At 67.6% G+C, this 20,161-nt stretch carries 22 protein-coding genes and 1 tRNA gene; 13 read left to right on the top strand and 10 right to left on the bottom strand.

What is annotated here, in order from left to right:
* Positions 1-50 precede the first annotated feature (50 nt).
* Complete coding sequence (locus AKG07_RS03600; RefSeq protein ID WP_053096043.1) at positions 51-524, top strand: Lrp/AsnC family transcriptional regulator; 474 nt, start codon at positions 51-53, stop codon at positions 522-524.
* On the opposite strand, the gene AKG07_RS03595 is transcribed toward AKG07_RS03600, so the two are convergent.
* Positions 496-1,395, bottom strand: a complete 900-nt coding sequence (locus tag AKG07_RS03595) for an alpha/beta fold hydrolase (protein ID WP_053096042.1) — start codon at positions 1,393-1,395, stop codon at positions 496-498. The two genes, AKG07_RS03600 and AKG07_RS03595, sit on opposite strands and share 29 nt — an antisense overlap.
* Before the next feature lie 80 nt (positions 1,396-1,475).
* Here AKG07_RS03595 and AKG07_RS03590 point away from each other — a divergent pair, with 80 nt between their 5' ends.
* The 6 genes from AKG07_RS03590 to AKG07_RS17415 all read left to right on the top strand — a co-directional run bounded on the left by AKG07_RS03590 (position 1,476) and on the right by AKG07_RS17415 (position 5,927).
* Positions 1,476-2,228, top strand: coding sequence for an exonuclease domain-containing protein (locus AKG07_RS03590; RefSeq protein ID WP_053099106.1), 753 nt, complete (start codon positions 1,476-1,478; stop codon positions 2,226-2,228).
* On the top strand, positions 2,209-3,147 hold the full coding sequence (locus AKG07_RS03585; RefSeq protein ID WP_053096041.1) for a helix-turn-helix transcriptional regulator: 939 nt from the start codon (positions 2,209-2,211) through the stop codon (positions 3,145-3,147). Before AKG07_RS03590 ends, AKG07_RS03585 begins: the two co-directional genes overlap by 20 nt.
* Positions 3,148-3,233: 86 nt before the next feature.
* Complete coding sequence (locus AKG07_RS03580) at positions 3,234-3,566, top strand: DUF7882 family protein (RefSeq protein ID WP_053096040.1); 333 nt, start codon at positions 3,234-3,236, stop codon at positions 3,564-3,566.
* Between the two features lie 77 nt (positions 3,567-3,643).
* Positions 3,644-4,474 carry a glycosyltransferase family 2 protein gene (locus tag AKG07_RS03575; protein ID WP_233277318.1) on the top strand — a complete coding sequence of 277 codons (831 nt, stop codon included), beginning with the start codon at positions 3,644-3,646 and terminating at the stop codon, positions 4,472-4,474.
* Positions 4,471-5,304 (top strand): endonuclease/exonuclease/phosphatase family protein, encoded by an 834-nt coding sequence (locus AKG07_RS03570; RefSeq protein ID WP_233277317.1) that lies wholly within the window; start codon positions 4,471-4,473, stop codon positions 5,302-5,304. The genes AKG07_RS03575 and AKG07_RS03570 overlap by 4 nt, the downstream gene beginning before the upstream one ends.
* Positions 5,301-5,927 (top strand): hypothetical protein, encoded by a 627-nt coding sequence (locus AKG07_RS17415; RefSeq protein WP_082297809.1) that lies wholly within the window; start codon positions 5,301-5,303, stop codon positions 5,925-5,927. Before AKG07_RS03570 ends, AKG07_RS17415 begins: the two co-directional genes overlap by 4 nt.
* On the opposite strand, the gene AKG07_RS03565 is transcribed toward AKG07_RS17415, so the two are convergent.
* Both AKG07_RS03565 and AKG07_RS03560 read right to left on the bottom strand, forming a co-directional pair.
* Positions 5,909-5,982: transfer RNA gene (locus AKG07_RS03565), tRNA-Ile, on the bottom strand. The two genes, AKG07_RS17415 and AKG07_RS03565, sit on opposite strands and share 19 nt — an antisense overlap.
* Before the next feature lie 29 nt (positions 5,983-6,011).
* Positions 6,012-6,548: a gamma carbonic anhydrase family protein gene (locus AKG07_RS03560; protein ID WP_053096039.1), complete on the bottom strand. Its 537-nt coding sequence runs from the start codon at positions 6,546-6,548 to the stop codon at positions 6,012-6,014.
* A 140-nt stretch (positions 6,549-6,688) separates the two neighbouring features.
* Between AKG07_RS03560 and AKG07_RS03555 the strand changes: the two genes are divergently transcribed.
* A complete protein-coding gene (locus AKG07_RS03555; RefSeq protein ID WP_053096038.1) occupies positions 6,689-7,174 on the top strand; it encodes a Dps family protein in 486 nt (161 codons plus the stop codon).
* A gap of 57 nt (positions 7,175-7,231) precedes the next feature.
* On the opposite strand, the gene AKG07_RS03550 is transcribed toward AKG07_RS03555, so the two are convergent.
* From AKG07_RS03550 to AKG07_RS03530, 5 genes are read right to left on the bottom strand one after another with little or no spacing between them, the layout of a single operon-like run.
* Positions 7,232-8,728 (bottom strand): amidohydrolase, encoded by a 1,497-nt coding sequence (locus AKG07_RS03550; protein WP_053096037.1) that lies wholly within the window; start codon positions 8,726-8,728, stop codon positions 7,232-7,234.
* Positions 8,725-9,366, bottom strand: a complete 642-nt coding sequence (locus AKG07_RS03545) for an FMN-binding negative transcriptional regulator (protein WP_053096036.1) — start codon at positions 9,364-9,366, stop codon at positions 8,725-8,727. Before AKG07_RS03545 ends, AKG07_RS03550 begins: the two co-directional genes overlap by 4 nt.
* Positions 9,367-9,389: 23 nt before the next feature.
* Entirely contained in the window at positions 9,390-10,388 is a 999-nt protein-coding gene (locus AKG07_RS03540; protein ID WP_053096035.1) for an Fpg/Nei family DNA glycosylase, read from the bottom strand.
* Position 10,389: 1 nt separating this feature from the next.
* Positions 10,390-10,875: a ribose-5-phosphate isomerase gene (locus tag AKG07_RS03535; RefSeq protein WP_053096034.1), complete on the bottom strand. Its 486-nt coding sequence runs from the start codon at positions 10,873-10,875 to the stop codon at positions 10,390-10,392.
* Between the two features lie 37 nt (positions 10,876-10,912).
* Positions 10,913-12,097, bottom strand: a complete 1,185-nt coding sequence (locus AKG07_RS03530; RefSeq protein WP_053096033.1) for a ferrochelatase — start codon at positions 12,095-12,097, stop codon at positions 10,913-10,915.
* Between the two features lie 124 nt (positions 12,098-12,221).
* Here AKG07_RS03530 and pepN point away from each other — a divergent pair, with 124 nt between their 5' ends.
* From pepN to AKG07_RS03510, 4 genes are all read left to right on the top strand, one after another.
* Entirely contained in the window at positions 12,222-14,774 is a 2,553-nt protein-coding gene (gene pepN / locus AKG07_RS03525) for an aminopeptidase N (protein ID WP_053096032.1), read from the top strand.
* A 73-nt stretch (positions 14,775-14,847) separates the two neighbouring features.
* Positions 14,848-15,921 (top strand): mechanosensitive ion channel family protein, encoded by a 1,074-nt coding sequence (locus AKG07_RS03520; RefSeq protein ID WP_053096031.1) that lies wholly within the window; start codon positions 14,848-14,850, stop codon positions 15,919-15,921.
* On the top strand, positions 15,876-16,367 hold the full coding sequence (locus AKG07_RS03515) for a globin (protein ID WP_222839269.1): 492 nt from the start codon (positions 15,876-15,878) through the stop codon (positions 16,365-16,367). Before AKG07_RS03520 ends, AKG07_RS03515 begins: the two co-directional genes overlap by 46 nt.
* Positions 16,364-18,022: an FAD-binding dehydrogenase gene (locus AKG07_RS03510; protein ID WP_053096029.1), complete on the top strand. Its 1,659-nt coding sequence runs from the start codon at positions 16,364-16,366 to the stop codon at positions 18,020-18,022. Before AKG07_RS03515 ends, AKG07_RS03510 begins: the two co-directional genes overlap by 4 nt.
* Positions 18,023-18,034: 12 nt before the next feature.
* On the opposite strand, the gene AKG07_RS03505 is transcribed toward AKG07_RS03510, so the two are convergent.
* Positions 18,035-18,700 carry a hypothetical protein gene (locus AKG07_RS03505; protein ID WP_053096028.1) on the bottom strand — a complete coding sequence of 222 codons (666 nt, stop codon included), beginning with the start codon at positions 18,698-18,700 and terminating at the stop codon, positions 18,035-18,037.
* Between the two features lie 51 nt (positions 18,701-18,751).
* On the opposite strand from AKG07_RS03505, the gene AKG07_RS03500 reads away from it, so the two are divergent.
* Positions 18,752-19,639 carry an acyl-CoA thioesterase gene (locus AKG07_RS03500; protein WP_053096027.1) on the top strand — a complete coding sequence of 296 codons (888 nt, stop codon included), beginning with the start codon at positions 18,752-18,754 and terminating at the stop codon, positions 19,637-19,639.
* Positions 19,640-19,668: 29 nt separating this feature from the next.
* Here AKG07_RS03500 and AKG07_RS03495 read toward each other — a convergent pair whose 3' ends face one another.
* A complete protein-coding gene (locus AKG07_RS03495; RefSeq protein ID WP_053096026.1) occupies positions 19,669-20,157 on the bottom strand; it encodes an acyl-CoA thioesterase in 489 nt (162 codons plus the stop codon).
* Positions 20,158-20,161: the final 4 nt, after the last annotated feature.

Below are 20,161 nucleotides of genomic sequence, written 5' to 3'. Positions count from 1 at the left end.
GAGCATGTTGCCAAATCTGGGGTACATCGTGCCTGCTATCGTTTGGCACTATGGCCGGACTTGACCGCATTGATCTGGAACTTCTTGCCGCACTCGCCGATGACCCTCGCGTGACGATCGTGGCGCTGGCAGAGAATCTCGGACTCTCCCGCAACACCATCCAGGCGCGCATGGCGCGACTCGAGCAGACAGGGATCTTCCAGTCGTACGAGCGGTCGTTCTCGACCGACGTGCTGGGGTTCCCCCTTCAGGCGTTCGTGAGCATCGGCGTGCGTCAGACCGAATTGCCGCGGATCATCAACGAACTGGCGCGCATTCCCGAGGTCGTGCAGGCGCACGGACTCAGCGGATCGATCGACCTGCTGGCACGCGTCGCGTGCAGGGACGCCCGCCACCTGTTCGACACCGATGCGCGCATCCTGTCGATCGACGGAGTCGAGCGGACCGAGACCTCCCTGGCCATGGGCGAGGTCATCCCCTTCCGGGTTGCCGGCCTCATCGGGCTCGCGAGACGGGAATCCTGAGGAATCGTCGTACGGCGCCTGCAGCCTCGGCAGGCGTCTCGTAATGGATCAGGTGTCCGACCTCGGCGATCTCCACGAGGGTCGCGTCATCGAATCTGGTGGCGAGCTCCCGCTCGACCTCGATCGGTGTGATGTCGTCGCGCTGAGCGGCGATGAGCAGAGTCGGGGTCGGGATCGAGCGGGCGAATTCGCTCACATCATGCGACACGCTCGTCACGAACGCGTCCCGCAGGACATCGCGGTCGGCGAAGCGTGAGAAGTAGGTGTCGTGCTGATCGTGGATGAAACGGCGCAGCTGCGGGTCCGACGTCTTCGCCATCGTGATGCTCATGACTCTGACGATCAGTCGATTCCGCAGCAAAGCAGTGCCCAGCCGCTCGGGCAGCCGCGCCCCGAGCGAGTAGTACAGCACGGCCAGCCGCGTCATGATGCCCTTGGGGCCCTCGAGGGCGGGTGCTCCGATCGGATTGATGAGGATCAGCCGCGGAGTCTCGAGCCCTGCCGCTACGGCCGCGGAGGCGACGATCGATCCGAAGGAGTGCCCGAGGATCACCGCCCCGGGGGCCACCGCAGCGGCGAACTCGGTCAGCCACGCGACATACTCATCGAGATCGTACGAGCGCCCGGCGACGGGCGCCGTCTCTCCGAAGCCGGGAAGGTCGGGAGAGATGACCCGGACCTCGGGAAGGAACGCGAGAACCGGCTCGAGACCGTGGTGCTCGCCTCGGAATCCATGCACGGCGACGACTGTCACATCTGCATCGGAGGGACCGTACTCCCAGTACACGGTCGTCCCGCCTCTGACCTCGACCTCATGACGCACGACCGGCAGTCGGCTCAGACGGTCGGCATACGGAGAGGGCGCTGGCATGGATCAAGTCTAGGGTCGTCGCATGCGGGATCCCCGTGTGCCTCCGCCCCGATGTCGGAGCCCGGTTCTACGGTGAGATCATGCCCCCGGCACCCTCGCTCCCGCACTGGATCACTCGCGTAGGCGTGTTCGACCTCGAGACGACCGGTGTGGACGTGGAGCACGACCGCATCGTCAGCGCACACGTCGGGCTCCTCGACGCCGGCGGCCGCGAGATCGCCGCACGGGACTGGCTCGCGGATCCCGGCATGCCGATTCCGGACGGCGCCACCGCCGTGCACGGGATCACGACCGAGCACGCGCGCCGCCACGGACGGCAGGGCGCCGAGGTGGTCCGAGAGGTCACGGCGGCCCTGCGATCCCTGCTTTCTCAAGGTGTGCCGATCGTGGCCTACAACGCCGCATACGATTTCTCCCTCCTGGCGCACGAGGCGCACCGCCACGGCATCCCGCCACTGGAGGACCCTTCACCGATCATCGACCCGCTCGTGATCGACAAGGCCTATGACCGCTATCGTCCGGGCAAGCGCACGCTCGAGGTGGTCGCAGCCCTCTATGCGGTGCGCCTCGAGGACGCCCACGAAGCGGCGGCGGATGCCGTGGCCGCCGGCCGGGTCGCGCAGGCTCTGGCCCGCCAGTTCGTGCTTCCGGATACCCTGGAAGAGCTGCACACACGCCAGATCGGGTGGGCCCGCTCTCAGGCGGCGAGCCTCACGGAGTACTTCATCCGGATGGGCCGCATCGAACCTGATGAGCGCCTCGACGGAACCTGGCCGGTCCGTGCACGTCGAACCGTTCAGGAGGTGCCCCGCGATGCGATTCCGTACCAGTGACGTCTCGCGTGTCGAGAGCACCTGGAAGCAGTTCGTCCCGTCCGCCGTACTGCACGACGTCGACCCGCAACGCTTCCGCTTCGACTGGCACTCTGCCGATCTCGGTGCCGTGAGTCTCGTGCGCTACGACCTCGCCGCCGAGGTGCGCTCGACAGCCGAACCACAGGACCAGGTGCTGGTCTGCCGTGTCGATGGGCCCGATGCCCGGGTGTACTCCGATCGAGGAGATCTCGATGCGAGTCTCCCCTGGATCTCCGATGGTCCGAGAGTGCGCGCCCGCTGGGATGCGGGAGCGAGGGTCACGGCACTCGTCTTCGAGCGGGACACCCTGACCCACCTCGCGAAGAGGATCAGTGGCGACGACGGCGTATCCGTCCGCGTGGGCGATCTCGCTCCGCGCTCCGCGCACGCCGGGGCTGCCTGGGATCGCATGTTCGCGTATCTCGAGATGAGCGCCGCGGATCTCGTCGACGATGCGGACGATGACGATCTCGTGCGCAGCGAACTGGCCCGCCATGCCGCGGCGACGACGCTCGCGGCCTTCGCGACGACGAGTCGCCTGCAACGGCATCGGCCGGCGCAGAGCACGCCGGCGCCGGCGACGGTGCGTCGCGCCCTCGCCTTCATCGCCGAGAACTCGCACCGGCCGATCACGGTCGACGACGTCGCCGCTGCCGTCCACATCTCGACGCGAGGCCTTCAATACGCCTTTCGGCGCGCGCTCGACACGACGCCGGCGGAGTCGCTGAGGCAGGCGCGCCTCGATGGAGCGCACCGCGACCTGCGTACGGGCTCACCGACGACGGTCGCCGCGGTGGCCCGCCGGTGGGGTTTCTCGCATCCGTCTCGCTTCGCCGCGGCGTATCGCGAGAGCTTCGGCGTGCTTCCTTCTGTGACGGCGGCGAAGCACCGTCGATGACACTATGCGAACAGATTGTTCGCACGTGTCGCGCGCCGCGACCAGCACGCCGAGAGCGGCGCCGACTGAGACATATATTCCGAGATATGGGTTCTCTCTATTACGGCGGCTCGGAGCCGATCCATATCGAAGATCGGGCGCTCGCGCACCTCAAGGTCGTCGTCGCGACGAAGTTGCGTCGCAACGAGAGCTTCACACTCACGTGGAAGCATCCCGACGGTGACACCGAAGGCCGTTCGACGGTCTGGCTGCATCCGTCGATCCCGCTGCGGTTCGTCTTCGACGAGAGCGAGACGCCCGAGCTCAGCCGCCGATGGATCGAGGATCTCGCTCATTCGGCCAACTCGAGCGGGGGCATCACGCTCGTCGACGAGGTCATCGACCCCTCGCCCGACCTCGACGCCGCGGGCACTCACTGACGTCCACAGGCATCGGCACGCACCTGCCGGTGTCAAGTCCCTCGCCCCCGACGTCGGGTGATGCCACGATCGAACGGATGACGGCACGCACCGAGGGGCACACGATGGAGACGGTCGAGGGCATTCCGTCGACGGCGAATCAGGGCACACGGCTCACCACGTCAGTGGTCATCCCGGTGAAGGACGATGCCGAGCTGCTGGCGCGCTGCCTGAGCGCTCTGCACGCCCAGGACCAGCCGGCCGACGAGATCATCGTCGTCGACAACGGCTCATCCGACTCGTCGGCCTCCGTCGCCCTCGCCTGGGGTGCGCGCGTGCTGACGTGTCTCGATCCCGGCATTCCCGCTGCAGCGTCGACCGGGTATGACGCGGCTCTCGGCGAACTGATCCTGCGCCTCGACGCGGACTGCGAACCGGATGCTCAGTGGATCACAGCCATCGTCTCGGCCTTCGACGACGACGAGCGCCTTGGGGCGATCACCGGGCCCGCACGCTTCACGGACGGCCCGGCAGCACTGCGCACGCCGCTCTCGCGGCTCTATCTCGGCGCCTATATGACCCTCTTGAGCGTCACTCTCGGACATCTGCCCCTCTTCGGATCCAATCTCGCGTTCCGCAGGGAGGCCTGGCAGGCCGTGCGGTCCGACGTGCACCGAGGAGACCCCGATATCCACGACGACCTCGACCTCGCCTTCCACCTCGGCGAGAACCACCGCATCGCCCGGCTCCCGCACACCACGATGGGGATGTCGATGAGGCCGCTCACCGCAGGACAGTTCGGTCGACGCGTGCACCGAGGCGTCCGTAGCGTGCTCGTGCACTGGCCCCGCGACTTCCCACCCGTGCGTTGGGGACGGCTCATCGTTCGCCGCCGCCTGTTCAGCACCGCGGGACGGAGCGCCCGGTGACGGTCGTGCCGCTGATCGGTCCCGCTGCTGCACCGGACCTGCACGTGATGTCGTTCAACATCCGTCGCGCGATGGAAGGCGCCCTGCGTCGGAAGCGTGACCGCTGGAGCCATCGCGAGCCTGCGGTCGCCGAGATGGTCCGCTCGGAGCGGCCGACCGTCCTCGGACTGCAGGAAGTGCTCCCCCGATCGCTGAAGGCCGTCACGGACGCGCTCGGGCGGGACCATCGGTTCGTCGGCAGAGGGAGGAACCGCGATGGCACGGGTGAGGGAACACCCATCCTCTACGACGCATCGCGGCTGGAACTGCGCGGGTGGGACCAACACGCTCTCTCGACACGGATAGACGAGCCGGGCAGCCTGTCATGGGGAGCGCTCTTTCCTCGCATCGTCGTCTCCGCGGAGTTCAGGGACAGGTCGACAGGGGTCGCGTTCCTGGTCGTCAACACCCATCTCGATCATCTCTCGCGTCGGTCTCGGCGACGTTCTGCCCAGGTCATCGCCGCACTGGTTCGCGCGCGCTCCCTTCCGACGGTCGTGATGGGAGACCTGAATGCGGGCCCCGGCTCCCAGGCCCTGCGCACACTCGTCTCGCGCGCCGATCTGAGCGACTCCTGGGGCGCGGCAGACGATCGGCTGACGCCCCTGTGGAGCACCCTCAGCGGATATCGGCGTCCGAAGGTCGGCGGTCGACGCATCGATTGGCTGCTCGTCAGTCCGGAGGTCCGAGTCCGTGCCGCTGCAGTGAACGCACACGTCTTCGACGGGATCGCACCCTCGGATCATCGCCCGGTGCAGGCGCTCCTGCGCCTGACGGGGAGGACACCGTGAAAGAGGACTTCCTGCGACCGCCGCGCACCGTCACGGAGTGGTCGGCCGACTTCGTGCGGGCGGTGGGCATCATCGGGGTCGCCGTCGCGCTGGTATGGCTCGCCCCGACCGACGCCGGCATCGCGGCGCTTGCGCTTCCCGCTCTGATGCTGCCGCGAGTTCTGGGCATGCGCGGGTGGTTGGACCTCACCGTGTGCGCCACCGTGCTCGTGGCGGCGTGGAGCAATGTGCTCGACCTGTACCGGTCGATCCCCGGATGGGACCTGCTCCTGCACCTGATCTGCACGGGGGTTCTCACGGTCGTCGCCGCACTGATCCTCACCCGGGCAGATGTCGTGCCCCTGACTCGCGACTCGGGCGCCAGCCGACGCACCTCGCTGATCCTCGCGCCCGTCCTGGCGCTGGCGCTGAGCGCGGTGTGGGAGATGATCGAGTGGCTCGGCTGGGCCTACCTCAGTGACGAGATCTTCGTCACCTACCAGGACACGATCGGCGACATGGTCTTCGGCGCCTTGGGCGGGATCGCCGCCGGAACAGTCCTCGCGACGTCGTCCCTCGATCGACAGCGGTCGACCGATGACGTCGCCGCGGAGCGGAGCAGGAGTAGGGCGGGCGGGACTTGAACCCGCGATCGTTGGGTTATGAGCCCACTGCCTTAACCAGCTTGGCCACCGCCCCGTGAGGACCAGCCTATCGGTCGATTCCGATCAGATCGGTGTCGCCGCGGCGTGGGTCCGGGCGTGCGCGAGGTAGACGTCGGCGTTCGCGATCAAGTCGGCGCGCTCCTGGTCGCTGAGCGCTCGGCGCACCTTCGCGGGCACCCCGGCCACCAGTGATCCGTCTGGCACCTCTGTGCCTCCGAGCACGACGGCTCCACCGGCGATGAGACAGCCGGCGCCGATGACGGCCCCGCTGAGCACGACGGCTCCCATGCCGATGAGCGAACCGTCTCCGATCGTGCACCCATGGACGACCGCGTTGTGACCGATCGACACCTTCGCGCCGATGACGACCGGATGCGCCGCGTCGACATGGACCGAGACATTGTCCTGGACGTTGCTGTCGCGTCCGACCGCGATGGAGGCAGAGTCGCCTCGAAGGACCGCGTTGTACCAGACACTCGCACCCTCGGCCAGCGACACGTCTCCCACGATGCGTGCGCCCTCGGCGATGAACGCGTCGGCGGCGATCCACGGGGACTTCCCCGGCAGGGCGAGGACGGAGGCTCCGGCAGCGATGCTCATCAGGTGAGACTATCCTCCCAAGCCCGGATTTCCGCGTGATTCCGGGCCACTAAGCCGAGCCTTCGCTTGCTTGCGGAATGATTTCAGACGAGTAGCGTTGTCCTCATCAGGCACGAAGAGACAACTCCGGAGGAGTCACAATGAGCAAGGTACAGACCGTTTCCACCACCGCCAGCGACCCGACCGTGGCCGCTGCAGCGTCTCAGTTCCTCTCACCCGTCGTGCTCGGTCTCCAGGCGCTGACGATCGACGGCAAGCAGGCGCACTGGCATGTCCGCGGCGCCAACTTCGTCGGAGTTCATGAGCTCCTCGACACCATCGTCGCGCACGCCGGCGACTTCGCCGACACGGCCGCCGAGCGGATCGTCGCCCTCGGTCTCCCGATCGACGCGCGCATCAGCGCCGTCGCCGCCAAGGGCGGTGCGACGTCGGTTCCGGCTGGCTTCACCCAGTCCGATGAGCTCGTGCGCGCCGTCATCTCCGACATCGACGCGATCCTCGTCGACGTGAAGGCAGCGATCGACGGGCTCGACGAGGTCGACCTCACGAGCCAGGACGTCGCGATCGAGATCATGCGCGGGCTCGAGAAGGACCGCTGGTTCCTCGTGTCGCACATCGCAGCCTGAGCACCCACGCGACCAAGAAGGGCACCGGGCTTCCGGTGCCCTTCTTCGTTCTCGCGCTCATCCGCCGTAGGTCAGCCGCCCGGCGACCATCGTCGCCATGACCGGCATCCCTCGCAGATCCGCACCTGATGCGGAGAGCGGGTCGTAGCCGCACAGGGCGATGTCTGCGGCCTCCCCCGGACGCAGAGCCGTGCGGACGCTCGCCTGGATCGCCTGTTCCCTCGTCAGTCGCTCTTCGGGGTGCCAGGGGTCGCGATCATCGTCCGTGCGGGTGACCGCCGCGGCGATCGCCTGCCAGGGATCGAGGGGAGCCACGGGAGCGTCGGATCCGAAGCGGATCTCCACACCGGCGTCTCGGAGGGCACTGAGCGGATAGCCGATCGACGTCTGCCCGGCCCAGTGCCGGCCGACCAGATCCCTGTCATCGAGCGCGTGCTGCGGTTGCACACTCGCGATGACGCCGAGCCTGCCGAACCGCGCGAGGTCGGAGTGCCGCACCAGCTGAGCGTGCTCGATGGTTCCGACGGCACCCGACACCGTGAAGGCGTCCAGCGCCCCGGTGACGGCGCGATCACCGATCGCATGCACCGCGACCGAGAGCCCTGCGCCGGTGGCGGTCGTGAGCAGCTCGGCGAGCTCGGCGGTCGGCACATTGAGCACCCCGAAGTTCTCGGGATCGCCAGGATACGAATGCGAGCAGGCCGCGGTGCGCGTGCCCAGCGAGCCATCGCTGATGATCTTCAGCGGCCCGATCCGGATCAGGCCGCGCCCGGCTTCCGGTGCGTCCGCCGCCTCGTGCAGCTCGCCCGACCGGAGCCCGGCGCGGATCGCACATCCGAGGTCGAAAGGGTAGATGGCGAACTCGACACGATGGGCAGCGAACCCGGCGCCGATACGCCGCGGCCAGGCATCGGCGTTCCAGGCCATGTCGAAGTCCACCAGGCCGGTGATGCCTCGAGAGGCGGCCCTCTCCCCCGCGTCGCGGACCGCTCTGTCGCCGCGTTCCGGGTCGACGGCGTTCAGGCGACGGGAGATCTCGAAGGCTTGCTCCTCTCTGAGCATCCCGTCCGGACTGTCGAAGCCCTCGAGCCGCAACGCCGCCGAGTTGAGCCACGTGCTGTGCACATCCGCGTTGATGAGATAGGTGGGCACTTCTCCCGTGGCGCTGTCGAGAAGTGCGAGCGAGGGCTGATCGGGCCACATCGCATCACGGAACCCGCTGCCGACCTTCCGCCCGTCCGGGAGGGGCGCCGCGGAGGACATGATCGCAGCCGCCTCCGACGCGGAGCCCGCGCCACCGAGAGCGACGCGTTCGGCGGCCAGAGCCCACTGCACCGTGTGCACGTGGTTGTCCCAGAGGCCCGGCACGGCCCACGCTCCGTTGCCGTCGAGGATGCGCCCCAGTGGCGGCAGCGCTCCGGCGGGGGCGATGTCGCTGATCCGGCCGTCTGCGATGAAGATGTCGACGGGCTCGTCGTCGATCAGGAACTCCTTGCCCGGTCCTGAGACCCGGACGCCCGACAGGGTGGCCACGCTGTCTGCGGCTCCGGTCACGAGCGGGCTCCGACGCGCGCCTGCTGGGCGCGACGCATCTCGGCGGCGAGGGCGGGCTGTGCGTACGGCCCATCGGCCTCGAGTTCGGCGATGATGGTCTCCACTGTCTCGGCCGGCTTGTTCTGACTCAGTTTGCGTTTGGCGACGACGCGTGTCGGGGTGAGCCTGAATCCCACCGTCCCTGCGGCCAGCCGTGTGATGAACGCGGGGTCGTTCGGCCGTTCCCACATCTGCCGCGGCTCCGGCATCCGCCCCTCGAAACGGTCGACGAGTCGATCGAGAACGGCGAGATTCTCTTCGTCGCTGAGTATCTCGGGAACTCCGGCAAGATGAACGGCCGTGTAGTTCCACGTCGGAACGGACGGGACATCGCCATACCAGCCCGGTGAGATGTAGCCGTGCGGCCCCTGGAACACGATGAGCAGTTCCCTCTCGCCCAAGCCGTGGATCAGGTCGTCGGGCCGGCCGACGTGACCGACGACCGTGAGATCATCGCGATCCTGGTCGAGCAGCACGACGTAGTGAGAGGAGACGAGGCCCTCCGGTCCGTCGCTCACTATGGTCGCCCACGGATCGGCATCGATGACCCGACGGATCTCGGCCACATCAGCGAGCGTGAAACTGGGGTTCTGACGCATCCTCTCAGCCTACGGCTGACCGGTCAGGCCTGGCAGCGCGGGCACCAGTACAGCTTGCGGGCGCCGATCTCCTCGAGGGCGATCTCGGTGCCGCAGATACGACACGGCAGACCGGCACGATGGTAGACCCAGTGGCGATCGTCGCGGCTCGCCATCGCCGCCCGATAGGCGTCGGGCGACAGATCATCCATGGTCATCATCTGGCCGGTCTCCACACCGACGGACAGCAGCCGCACCCAGTCGCGCCACAGTGCTCGCACGACCTCCTCGGGCACCTCGCGGCCGGGCGTGTGGGGGTTCAGCCGCTGTCGGAACAGCATCTCCGCGCGATACACGTTTCCGATGCCGCTGACCACGGCCTGATCCATCAGCAGAAGTGCGATCACCGTCTGCTTCTTACGCACCGCCTGCACGAAGCGCTCCTCGTTCTGCGCGGGATCCCCCACGAGGGGATCCGGGCCGAGCTTGGCGACGCTTGCGAGCATCTCCTCCGGACTCTGGAGCACGCAGGCCGTGGGGCCGCGCAGATCGGCAGCCGTGATGTCGGTCATCAGACGCAGTCGAACCTGTCCGACGACCGGTGGGGGCCATTCGAGTCCCTCGTCGGCGAGCCCCTTCGTCTGCTCCGACATGCGCACGTGCACCCGAGTCCGGCGGGGTGCGCCGATCGAGGCGAGCGAGTTCTCTCCGGCATCGTCGAGGATCTCCTCGTCGACCACAGTTCCGCGCTGGTTCGTCTGGCCCATGCGGCCGTTCGCAGAGGCGATCGTCGGGTCGACCAGGATGTCGCCGGCGAAGTCCCACGCTCCGTAGAGGCCGAGGTGCACCCGAAGCCACACATCGCCTTCGGCCTCGAGGAACATCTGCTTCCCGACCGCCTGCACGCTGATCGCCTCACGACCGTTCAGGACGGCCGCCCCCTCGGCGAATCGTCCCTGGGGGCTCGAGGCGAGCATCTGCTTCCCGACGAAGTTACGGTCGAACTGGCGCGCGATGCGGTGGACCGAATGTCCCTCGGGCATCTCAGGCTCTCGGATCCGGGAGCAGCGAGCCGTTGCGCTCGAAGTCCGCGATCTGACCGATTCGGCGGATGTGGCGCTCGTCCTCCGAGAACGGCGTCGCGATGAAGGTGTCGATGAACGAGGTGACCTCGTCGAAGGAATGCTGCCGCGCCCCGATCGAGATCACGTTCGCGTCATTGTGCTGGCGGGCCAGCTCGGCGGTCGACGTGTTCCACACCAGCGCGGCACGGACGCCCTCGACCTTGTTCGCGGCGATCTGCTCGCCGTTGCCGGAGCCGCCGAACACCACACCGAGCGTCTCGACACCGGCCGCCTGATCCGCGACGACGGCCTGCGCCGCACGGATGCAGAATGCGGGGTAATCGTCGAGCGCGTCGTACTCGATCGGCCCGTGATCCACGACCTCGTGTCCCGCGCCGCGGAGGTGATCCTGTAGCTGCGTGGAGAAGTCGAGACCGGCGTGATCGGTGGCGATATGGATGCGCATGGCATCCATCCTAGAAGCGCCGCGGGTCAGCGGGTGCTCACGGGGCCACGCCGGCGGCGGCCGGCTTGAATCCGGCGCGGACGTTCTCGCAGCAGCCCGGACGGCACACGTCGAACGCACCCGGCAGCGACGTCACATGAGGGCGCTCCTCGTTGGGGCGGCCTTCCAGCCGCTCGACGATCAGGTCGACGATGCCGGTGACGAATGACGGCGCCACCCCGGGCGTGGGAGTGCGTGTGAAAGCCAGTCCGGCCTCTTCCGCCGCTTCGGCCGCCTCGGTGTCGAGGTCCCAGAGGACCTCCATGTGGTCGCTCATGAAACCGACCGGCACGACCGCCACGGCTTTCCGACCGCGCTCGGGGAGTTCGCCGATGACGTCGCACACATCCGGCTCCAGCCACGGCTGCGAGGCGGGACCCGAACGGGACTGGTAGACGAGCTCCCACGACACGTCCGCCGCCTCGGGGATGGTCTCGCGGACTCGATCCATGACCCACGCGGCGACCGCGAGGTGCTGCGCCGCGTAGGCGCCGCCCTCGCCCCAGTCGATGTCCCGCGCACCGGAGCGCTCCGCGTCGGCCGTCGGGATGCTGTGGGTCGAGAACAGGATCTGGATGTCCGCGGGGGCGATGCCCTGTCCGAGGAACGCCTCCACGGCCTCGCGGACGCCCGTCTCGAACGACTCGACGAATCCGGGGTGGTCGTAGAAGGGACGGATCTTGTCGATCGTCACCGTCTCGCCGAGCTTCGTCTCCTCGAGCACGCGTGCGAAGTCCTCGCGATACTGCCGGCAGCTCGAGAACGAGCTGTAGGCACTGGTGGCGAACGCGAGCAGCGTCGTCTTCCCGTCGGCGGCCGCCTCGGTCACGACCTCCTCGAGGTACGGACTCCAGTTGCGGTTGCCCCAGTACACCGGAAGATCGATGCCGCGGCGTGCGAGCTCGCCCTCCAGAGCCTCCTTGAGGATGCGGTTCTGACCGTTGATCGGGCTCACGCCACCGAAGTGACGGTAGTGATGCGCCACCTCTTCCAGTCGTTCATCGGGGATACCGCGACCGCGCGTGACGTTGCGGAGGAACGGGATGACGTCGTCCTGTCCCTCGGGCCCTCCGAATCCGGCGAGCAGGATGCCGTCGTACGCCGTCGGCGTCGATACGTAGGGCGCACCTTCGGCAGCGGCAGCAGAGGCAAAGAGGACGTGGTTCGGCTCGATCGCAGTCACCCCTCCATCCTTTCACCTTCCAGACGTGAGACAGGCCGCCGTGCTGGCGTAGGCTGTCATGGTTGCCGTGGGCGCCAACTGCGCTGGGTTGCGGCAGCATCCCCTCACCCCTGGGAGTACAGCTGTGCCTGGAGAGAACCTCACCCGCATCGAAGCGCAGGAGCGCCACGACGTCATCGACACTCAGTCGTACGAAGTCTCGCTCGACCTGACGAAGGGTGCGGAGGTCTTCGGCTCCCGCAGCGTCGTCCGGTTCACCGCGACGCCGGAGAGCACCACCTTCATCGATCTGATCGCCCGCGACGTGCGCGAGATCTCGCTGAACGGCGAGCAGCTGGACCCCGACGAGGTCTTCGCCGACTCGCGCATCGCACTCGCCGGTCTGCAGGCCGAGAACGTTCTCGTGGTCGACGCGGACTGCCTCTACACGAACACCGGAGAGGGACTCCACCGGTTCGTCGATCCCGTGGACGGCGAGGTCTACCTCTACTCGCAGTTCGAGGTCCCCGACTCCCGACGCGTGTTCGCGGTGTTCGAGCAGCCCGACCTCAAGGCGACGTTCCAGTTCACGGTCACCGCACCGGCGTCGTGGAAGGTCGTCTCCAACTCCCCCACGCCCGAGCCCATCGTGCACGACGACCACTCGGTCGCCACCTGGGGCTTCGAGCCCACCCCGCACATCTCCTCGTACATCACCGCGCTCGTCGCCGGGCCCTACGAAGCGACGTTCTCTGAGCTCACCAGCGCCTCGGGCCGGGTGATCCCGCTCGGCGTCTACGGACGCAAGAGCCTCTGGCAGCACCTCGACGCCGACTACATCTTCGACAAGACCCGCGAGGGATTCGCATACTTCGAGTCGAAGTTCGGCGTCCCCTACCCGTTCGCGAAGTACGACCAGCTCTTCGTCCCGGAGTTCAACGCCGGCGCCATGGAGAACGCGGGCGCGGTGACCTTCACCGAGACCTACGTCTTCCGCAGCAAGGTGACCGACGCCGTCAAGGAGCGTCGCGTCGTCACGATCCTGCATGAGCTCGCACACATGTGGTTCGGCGACCTCGTCACGATGAAGTGGTGGAACGACCTCTGGCTGAACGAATCGTTCGCCGAGTGGGCGTCGACGATCGCGACCGCCGAGGCCACCGAGTGGACCGAAGCATGGACCACGTTCAACGCGATGGAGAAGACCTGGGCCTACCGTCAGGATCAGCTTCCGTCCACCCACCCGATCGTGGCCGAGATCAACGATCTCGAAGACGTGCAGGTGAACTTCGACGGCATCACCTACGCGAAGGGCGGCTCGGTTCTCAAGCAGCTCGCCGCCTGGGTCGGCATCGAGGAGTTCTTCGCGGGTGTCTCGCAGTACTTCCAGAAGCACTCGTGGGGCAACACCGAGCTGAGCGATCTGCTCACCGAGCTCGAGGCCACCAGCGGTCGCGATCTGAGCACCTGGTCGAAGAAGTGGCTCGAGACCGCGGGCGTGAACACGCTCGAACCGGTTATCGCCGACGACGTCGACGGCACCATCACGCGGTTCGCCGTGACGCAGACTGCTCCCGCGGACTACCCCACCATCCGCCCTCACCGCCTCGGCATCGGCTTCTACAATCTCCAGGACGGCGCACTCGTGCGGTCGCACTATGCCGAGGTCGACGTCGACGGAGACCGCACCGAGGTCCCCGAACTGCACGGCCTCAAGCGCCCCGACCTGGTGCTGCTCAACGATGACGATCTCGCCTACGCGAAGATCCGCCTCGATGACCGTTCCCTCGCCACGGCGATCGAGCACCTCGCAGACATCCGTGATCCCCTCGCACGCTCGCTCGTGTGGGGAGCGGCGTGGGATCAGACCCGCGACGCCGAGACCGCCGCATCCGATTACATCGATCTGGTGCTGGGGAACATCGGCCGCGAGACGGAGTCGACCACGGTCCGTACGACCCTTGCGCAGCTGCGCACGGCTGCGACGCTCTACGTCACGCCGGAGGACCGCCTCGCGGCCCGCCAGAAGGTCGCCGACGGTCTCTGGGCACTCGCAGAATCCGCCGAATCGGGCAGCGACAGCCAGCTCCAGTTCGTGACGGCCTTCGCGAACGCGCTCGTCACTCCCGAGCACGCCGGCATCGTGGGTCGACTGCGCTCCGGCGAGGAGACGCTTCCCGGTCTCGAGATCGACGCGGACCTCAGCTGGCAGCTCCTTGTGGGCCTCGCCACGATCGGAGCGACGGACGCAGCATCCATCGATGCCGCGCTGTCCTCGGACAACACCTCGAAGGGCGGCGAGTTCGCCGCGCAGGCCCGTGCCGCGCTGCCGGACTCCGCCTCGAAGAAGGCCGCGTGGGCCTCGCTGATCGATCGTGACGACGCTCCGAACACGATCGTGCGTTCGGCCGCACTCGGCTTCGTCCACCCGGCGGGCGCCGAATCGCTCCGCGAGTTCGTTCCGGCGTACTTCGACATGCTCGTGCCGATCTGGGAGTCCCGCAGCTACCAGATCGCGCAGTACCTCATCGTCGGCCTGTTCCCCACCGCCATCGCGGATGTCGAACTGCGTGACGCGACGCGGGCCTGGCTGTCCGCGAATCAGGACGCCGCACCGGCACTCCGTCGTCTCGTGCTCGAGAACCTCGCAGACGTCGAGCGGTCGCTCGCCGCGCAGTCTCGCGACGCAGAGGACTGACCCGTCTCTCCCGATCAGGCCTCTGTGCGGTGCATCCAGCCCGCGCAGAGGCCTGATCGCTACTCTGGAGGGGATGATGCAGCCATTCGATACGAACCCTGACCCTGCAGAGACCCCACTCCCCGACTGGTGGATGGATGCTGTCACCGTGCTCCGGGACGTGGGCCTCCAAGCTCTCGGGGTCGTCGCGATCGTCGGCGGCTGCATCCTGATCGGTCTGGTCCTCCGGGTGGTCATCCGACGCGTCGTGCACCGGATCGTCGACAGTGCGAAGAGCAAGGCAGACGTCGACGACACCCAGGCCCTCGAGCGATCTCCGCTCGCCGACATGCGCCTCGTGCAGCGGACGCGTACTCTCGGGACGATCCTGCAGAACATCGTCAATGTGATGCTCGTGGTGATCGCGATCGTGCTGGTGGTCAACCATCTGTCCCCCACCCTGCTCGGTTCCCTCACCCTGCTCACTGCGGCGGTCGGCGCGGGCCTCGGCTTCGGCGCTCAGAACATCGTCAAGGACGTGCTGAACGGCATGTTCATCGTCGCGGAGGATCAGATCGGCATCGGCGACGTCGTCGATCTCGGTCTCGCGTCAGGCGTCGTCGAGTACGTGAGTGTGCGCATCACCCAGGTCCGTGATGTGAACGGCACCCTCTGGTACGTCCGGAACGGCGAGGTGCTCCGCATCGGCAACATGTCCCAGGGTTGGGCGCGCGCGATCATCGATGTCGGTGTGCCCGTCGACTCGGACTTCGACAAGGCCGAGCAGACCATGTTGGACACCGCGCTGGCGCTGGCCAAGGATCCGAAGTGGCGAACTCGCATCGTCGAGAAGCCGGAGCTGTGGGGTCTCGAGTCGATCGACGGCGACGCCCTGGTCATCCGTCTCGTCATCAAGGCTCGCGCGAACGCCAAGGACGACGTGGCGCAGGAACTGCGCAAGCGTCTGCGGTCGGCCCTGCTCGAGAACGAGATCGCGCTCCCGAGCATGACGACGGTCGTGCCCACCGGTCTCGACGGTGCACGCCGGGTTCGGGGTGCGAATCCGCCCAAGACCCGTCCGAACGCGGTCACCGGCGTGCCTGTGATCCCGGACAGGGGAATCTGGCGACGCAAGAAGACGAACGACGACGGGAGCCCCCAGAAGTGACTTTCTACGACGAGGTCGGCGGTCGCGACACCTTCGCGAAGATCGTGTCGGTCTTCTACCGCGAGGTCGCACTCGATCCTGTCCTGAAGCCGATGTATCCCGAAGAGGATCTCGGCCCCGCCGAGGAACGCCTGCTCCTGTTCCTCGAGCAGTACTGGGGCGGCCCCACGACGTACGGCGAGACTCGTGGCCACCCCCGCCTCAGGATGCGCCACATGCCGTTCCACGTCGACCCCGACGCGCGTGACCGGTGGCTCCGGCACATGCGAACGGCCGTGGACGAGGCGGAGTTGTCGCCACTCCACGAATCGACGCTCTGGGACTACCTGGAACGAGCCGCGTATGCCATGGTGAACACATTCGAGCCGTCCGGCATCGGCGCACCCTCCGCCGGGCGTCCCACGCTCGAGACGCGATCACGTCAGGAATCAACGGAGAGCACATGACGACCACGCCCCTGTCTGCAGACGTACTGGTCATCGGATGGGGGCTTGCCGGGCTCGTCGCGGCGAGTGAGGCGTTGGATGCCGGGCGTCGCGTGATCCTCGTCGACCAGGAGCCGCGCACGAATCTCGGCGGGCAGGCGTGGTGGTCGTTCGGCGGACTCTTCTTCATCGATTCGCCCGAGCAGCGACGGATGGGGATCCGGGATTCGCTCGCGCTGGCGACCCAGGACTGGTTCGGAACGGCCTCCTTCGACCGCCCGGAGGATCACTGGCCGCGCCGGTGGGCCGAGGCCTACCTCCAGTTCGCGGCCGGTGAGAAGCGCGCGTGGCTGCGCGAACGCGGCGTCGCGTTCTTCCCCGTGGTCGGATGGGCCGAGCGAGGCGGATACGGTGCACTCGGTCCGGGCAACTCGGTTCCGCGATTCCACATCACCTGGGGCACCGGGCCCGGTGTCGTGGCTCCGTTCGCCGCAGCAGTCGAACAGGGTGAGCGCGAGGGCCGGATCACGATCCTGCCCCGCCACCGGGTGACCGAACTCGTCACCACCGACGGAGCCGTCACCGGCGCACGGGGAACGATCCTGGAGTCGAGCCCCGCGCTTCGCGGCGTCGAGTCGTCACGGTCCGCGATCGGCGACTTCGAGATCAGCGCCGGAGCGACGATCGTCTCCTCGGGCGGCATCGGCGGCAACCACGATCTCGTGCGTGCGGCATGGCCTGCGAGCCTCGGCGTGCCGCCCGAGCACATGCTGACGGGGGTGCCCGCGTACGTGGACGGATCGATGCACGCCGTCTCGGACGCGGCGGGGGCTCGCCTCGTGAACGGTGACCGGATGTGGCACTACGTCGAAGGCATCACGAACTGGGATCCGGTCTGGCCGTCCCACGGCATCCGCATCCTCCCCGGACCCTCGTCGCTGTGGCTCGATGCCACGGGGACGCGATTGCCTGTCCCCCTGTTTCCTGGCTTCGACACGCTGGGCACGCTCGCCCACCTCCGCCGCACCGGCTACGACCACTCGTGGTTCATCACCTCTCGTCAGATCGTCGAGAAGGAGTTCGCCCTCTCGGGAAGTGAGCAGAACCCCGACCTGACGGGCAAGGACGTCGGTCTGCTGGTGAAGTCCCGACTGGCGAAGGGACCGACCGGCCCGGTGCAGGCATTCCTCGACGAGGGTGAGGACTTCATCGTCGAGAACGATCTCGAGTCCCTGCTCGAGCAGATGAAGCGGCATCCCGGCGGCGAATCGCTCGACATCGACCACGTCCGACGGGAGGTCGTGGCGCGCGACCTGGAGATGGACAACGAGTTCTCGAAGGACGCCCAGATCGGCATGCTTCGCTCCATGCGCGGATATCGTGGCGACAGGCTGATCCGCACCGCCGCACCGCACCGGCTCCAGGATCCGGCAGCAGGTCCGCTCGTCGCTGTGAAACTGCACGTCCTCACGCGGAAATCACTCGGCGGAATCAATACCGATCTCGACGGCCGTGCTCTCGGAGCCGACGGCGAACCGATCCCCGGCCTGTATGCCGCGGGCGAGGCGAGCGGCTTCGGCGGCGGCGGGATGCACGGCTACCGCGCACTCGAGGGCACGTTCCTCGGCGGATGCCTCTTCTCGGGTCGTCAGGCCGGGCGCGCTGCCGCGCGGTGAGCTCGTACGCGTCTACTGTGCGGAGCCCGTACCCCTGACGGCGGTCAGGCCCGACGCAACGGGACCTCGAGAGAGAACGTGTCCGCGACGGAAGGCGAGCCGAGTCCATCGCCCCGATTGCATGACCGGAACGTCCTCCTCGCCGGAGATGAAGCCGAACGCGTCCGCCGCGAATGCCACTCCGCGCGGCAGACCGCCGAGATCGTCATCGGGCTCGCCCCAGATGGCCGCACGGAGGGCTCTGACCGCATCCTCGCCCGCGCCCGGCGTCGCTCCACGAGCAACGGCGCTGATCCCCCACTGGGCGCGTCGGGCGATCACGGATGCCGGCAGGGTCGACGTCGCCTGCCAGGGACCGCGCGGCGGGGCGACCCCGGCCCACGCGGGTGAGAGCCCGGTCTCCGGCAGCGTCAGGGCGCGCTCGTCGTCCGTCGCTGTGAGCGCGGCGACGACGACGTCGCACTCGAGTTCGGGGTCCGCCTGGACGACTCGCATCGCCAGCACGGTCGGAGTCTGATCGAACAGGCCGTGGGGAGAGAGCGCGGCGCCCGTCAGCGCGAGAACTCCCCTCGCTGCCTGCAGCCGAACCCCTTCATCGGAGATGCGGGTCGCTCGTCCGAGGAAGGTCAGAACGTCCTTGGCGGTCTCGGCGTCTGCGAGAAGAAGCTGGTGGGGCACACCCTCTAAACTAGCAACGCCAGATGCATCCGCAGTCGCGGGAAGGAAGTCATGACCGCCGACGCCCACGCGATCCGCACCGTCGAACAACTCCTCGACGTGCTCGATCTCGACTCGACGCAGGCTCGCACCACCGAGGACATCTTCACCGGTTCGTCGCATCCGATGCCGTCCGGACGGATCTACGGTGGCCAGGTGCTCGCGCAGACCCTGCTCGCCGCGGAGCGCACGCTTCCGGAGGATCGGGCCGTCCACTCCATGCACGGCTACTTCCTGCGGCCGGGCGACGCGAGTCAGGGAATCACGATCGCCGTGGATCGCATCCACGACGGGCGATCCTTCTCGACTCGCCGATCACAGGCCTATCAGAACGGCGTACCGATCTTCTCGATGATCGCGTCCTTCCAGGACGAGGATCCGGGACTCGAGCATGCCGTCCCCATGCCCGCCGATGTCCCCGGTCCCGACTCCTTGCTCCCCGATGAGCAGCGCGTCGACGGTCTGCCCTCCGGCGTCGTGCGGATGCTCAGTGATCGCGCGGCCGACGTGCGCCACATCGACTCGCCTCTGTTTCTGCCGAGCGCAGACGACCGCGTCCCTCAACAGGGTGTGTGGATGCGCATGAAGGCGCCGCTTCCCGATGACCAGCGCATCCACAGGGCGGCTCTCGCATACCTGAGCGACATGACGATCCAGGAATCGATCCTCCGGGCCCATGGCGTCTATTGGGGCCTGCCCGGGCTCAAGGTGGCGAGCCTGGACCACGCGATGTGGTGGCACCGTCCCGCACGTGTCGACGAGTGGTTGCTCTATCTACAGGAGTCCCCGAACGCGCGCGGCGGCCGTGGACTCGCCCAGGGACGCATCTACACGCAGTCGGGCGACCTCGTCGCCTCGGTCGCGCAGGAGATCATGGTCAGGGTGCCGGCACCGGCGTGATCCGGCCGGCGCCGACGAGTCGGCTCACCTCACCGGTGGGCGTACTCGATGGACGGCCCGACGTGCGGTTCCCAGGCCTCGCGCATCTCCTGCGTGAGCCGCGTGGGTCGTCCGGTCTTCGCATCGACGAGCACGATGATGGCGGTGGAGCGCGCATAGATCGTACGAGGTTCCGCCGTCGGGTCGTTGTGCACCTCGTAGCAGACCTCGACGCTGGAGCCGCCGAGCTTGCCGAACCACATCTGCACCTCGAGCGGGCGCCGTTGATACGGCACCGGTGCGAGATACTCGATCTCCTGACGAGCGATGAGCGTCAGCGTTCCCTCGTCGATGCCTGAGTCGAGCACAGCCGTGGATGGCGCCTGCTCACCGGGACCCGCACGCCAGAACGCGCGTACGCGCGCCTCCTCGAGGAGCTTCAGCATCGAGGTGTTGTTGACGTGATTGAAGGCGTCCAGATCCCCCCAGCGGAGGTGGATCGGGATGTGCAGCCGGGATCCCGGTGTCAGGTCGGACATCGGG

The sequence above is a fragment of the Microbacterium sp. CGR1 genome, assembly GCF_001266755.1.
Classification (GTDB): domain Bacteria; phylum Actinomycetota; class Actinomycetes; order Actinomycetales; family Microbacteriaceae; genus Microbacterium.
This window is presented reverse-complemented; position numbering and strand designations above follow the sequence as displayed.

Bases quoted from the DNA above. Each gene is read 5' to 3' on its own strand.
- AKG07_RS03600 (WP_053096043.1), top strand. From the start codon at position 51: ATGGCCGGACTTGACCGCATTGATCTGGAACTTCTTGCCGCACTCGCC.
- AKG07_RS03595 (WP_053096042.1), bottom strand. From the start codon at position 1,395: ATGCCAGCGCCCTCTCCGTATGCCGACCGTCTGAGCCGACTGCCGGTC.
- AKG07_RS03590 (WP_053099106.1), top strand. From the start codon at position 1,476: ATGCCCCCGGCACCCTCGCTCCCGCACTGGATCACTCGCGTAGGCGTG.
- AKG07_RS03585 (WP_053096041.1), top strand. From the start codon at position 2,209: ATGCGATTCCGTACCAGTGACGTCTCGCGTGTCGAGAGCACCTGGAAG.
- AKG07_RS03580 (WP_053096040.1), top strand. From the start codon at position 3,234: ATGGGTTCTCTCTATTACGGCGGCTCGGAGCCGATCCATATCGAAGAT.
- AKG07_RS03575 (WP_233277318.1), top strand. From the start codon at position 3,644: ATGACGGCACGCACCGAGGGGCACACGATGGAGACGGTCGAGGGCATT.
- AKG07_RS03560 (WP_053096039.1), bottom strand. From the start codon at position 6,548: ATGAGCATCGCTGCCGGAGCCTCCGTCCTCGCCCTGCCGGGGAAGTCC.
- AKG07_RS03555 (WP_053096038.1), top strand. From the start codon at position 6,689: ATGAGCAAGGTACAGACCGTTTCCACCACCGCCAGCGACCCGACCGTG.
- AKG07_RS03545 (WP_053096036.1), bottom strand. From the start codon at position 9,366: ATGCGTCAGAACCCCAGTTTCACGCTCGCTGATGTGGCCGAGATCCGT.
- AKG07_RS03540 (WP_053096035.1), bottom strand. From the start codon at position 10,388: ATGCCCGAGGGACATTCGGTCCACCGCATCGCGCGCCAGTTCGACCGT.
- AKG07_RS03535 (WP_053096034.1), bottom strand. From the start codon at position 10,875: ATGCGCATCCATATCGCCACCGATCACGCCGGTCTCGACTTCTCCACG.
- AKG07_RS03520 (WP_053096031.1), top strand. From the start codon at position 14,848: ATGATGCAGCCATTCGATACGAACCCTGACCCTGCAGAGACCCCACTC.
- AKG07_RS03510 (WP_053096029.1), top strand. From the start codon at position 16,364: ATGACGACCACGCCCCTGTCTGCAGACGTACTGGTCATCGGATGGGGG.
- AKG07_RS03500 (WP_053096027.1), top strand. From the start codon at position 18,752: ATGACCGCCGACGCCCACGCGATCCGCACCGTCGAACAACTCCTCGAC.
- AKG07_RS03495 (WP_053096026.1), bottom strand. From the start codon at position 20,157: ATGTCCGACCTGACACCGGGATCCCGGCTGCACATCCCGATCCACCTC.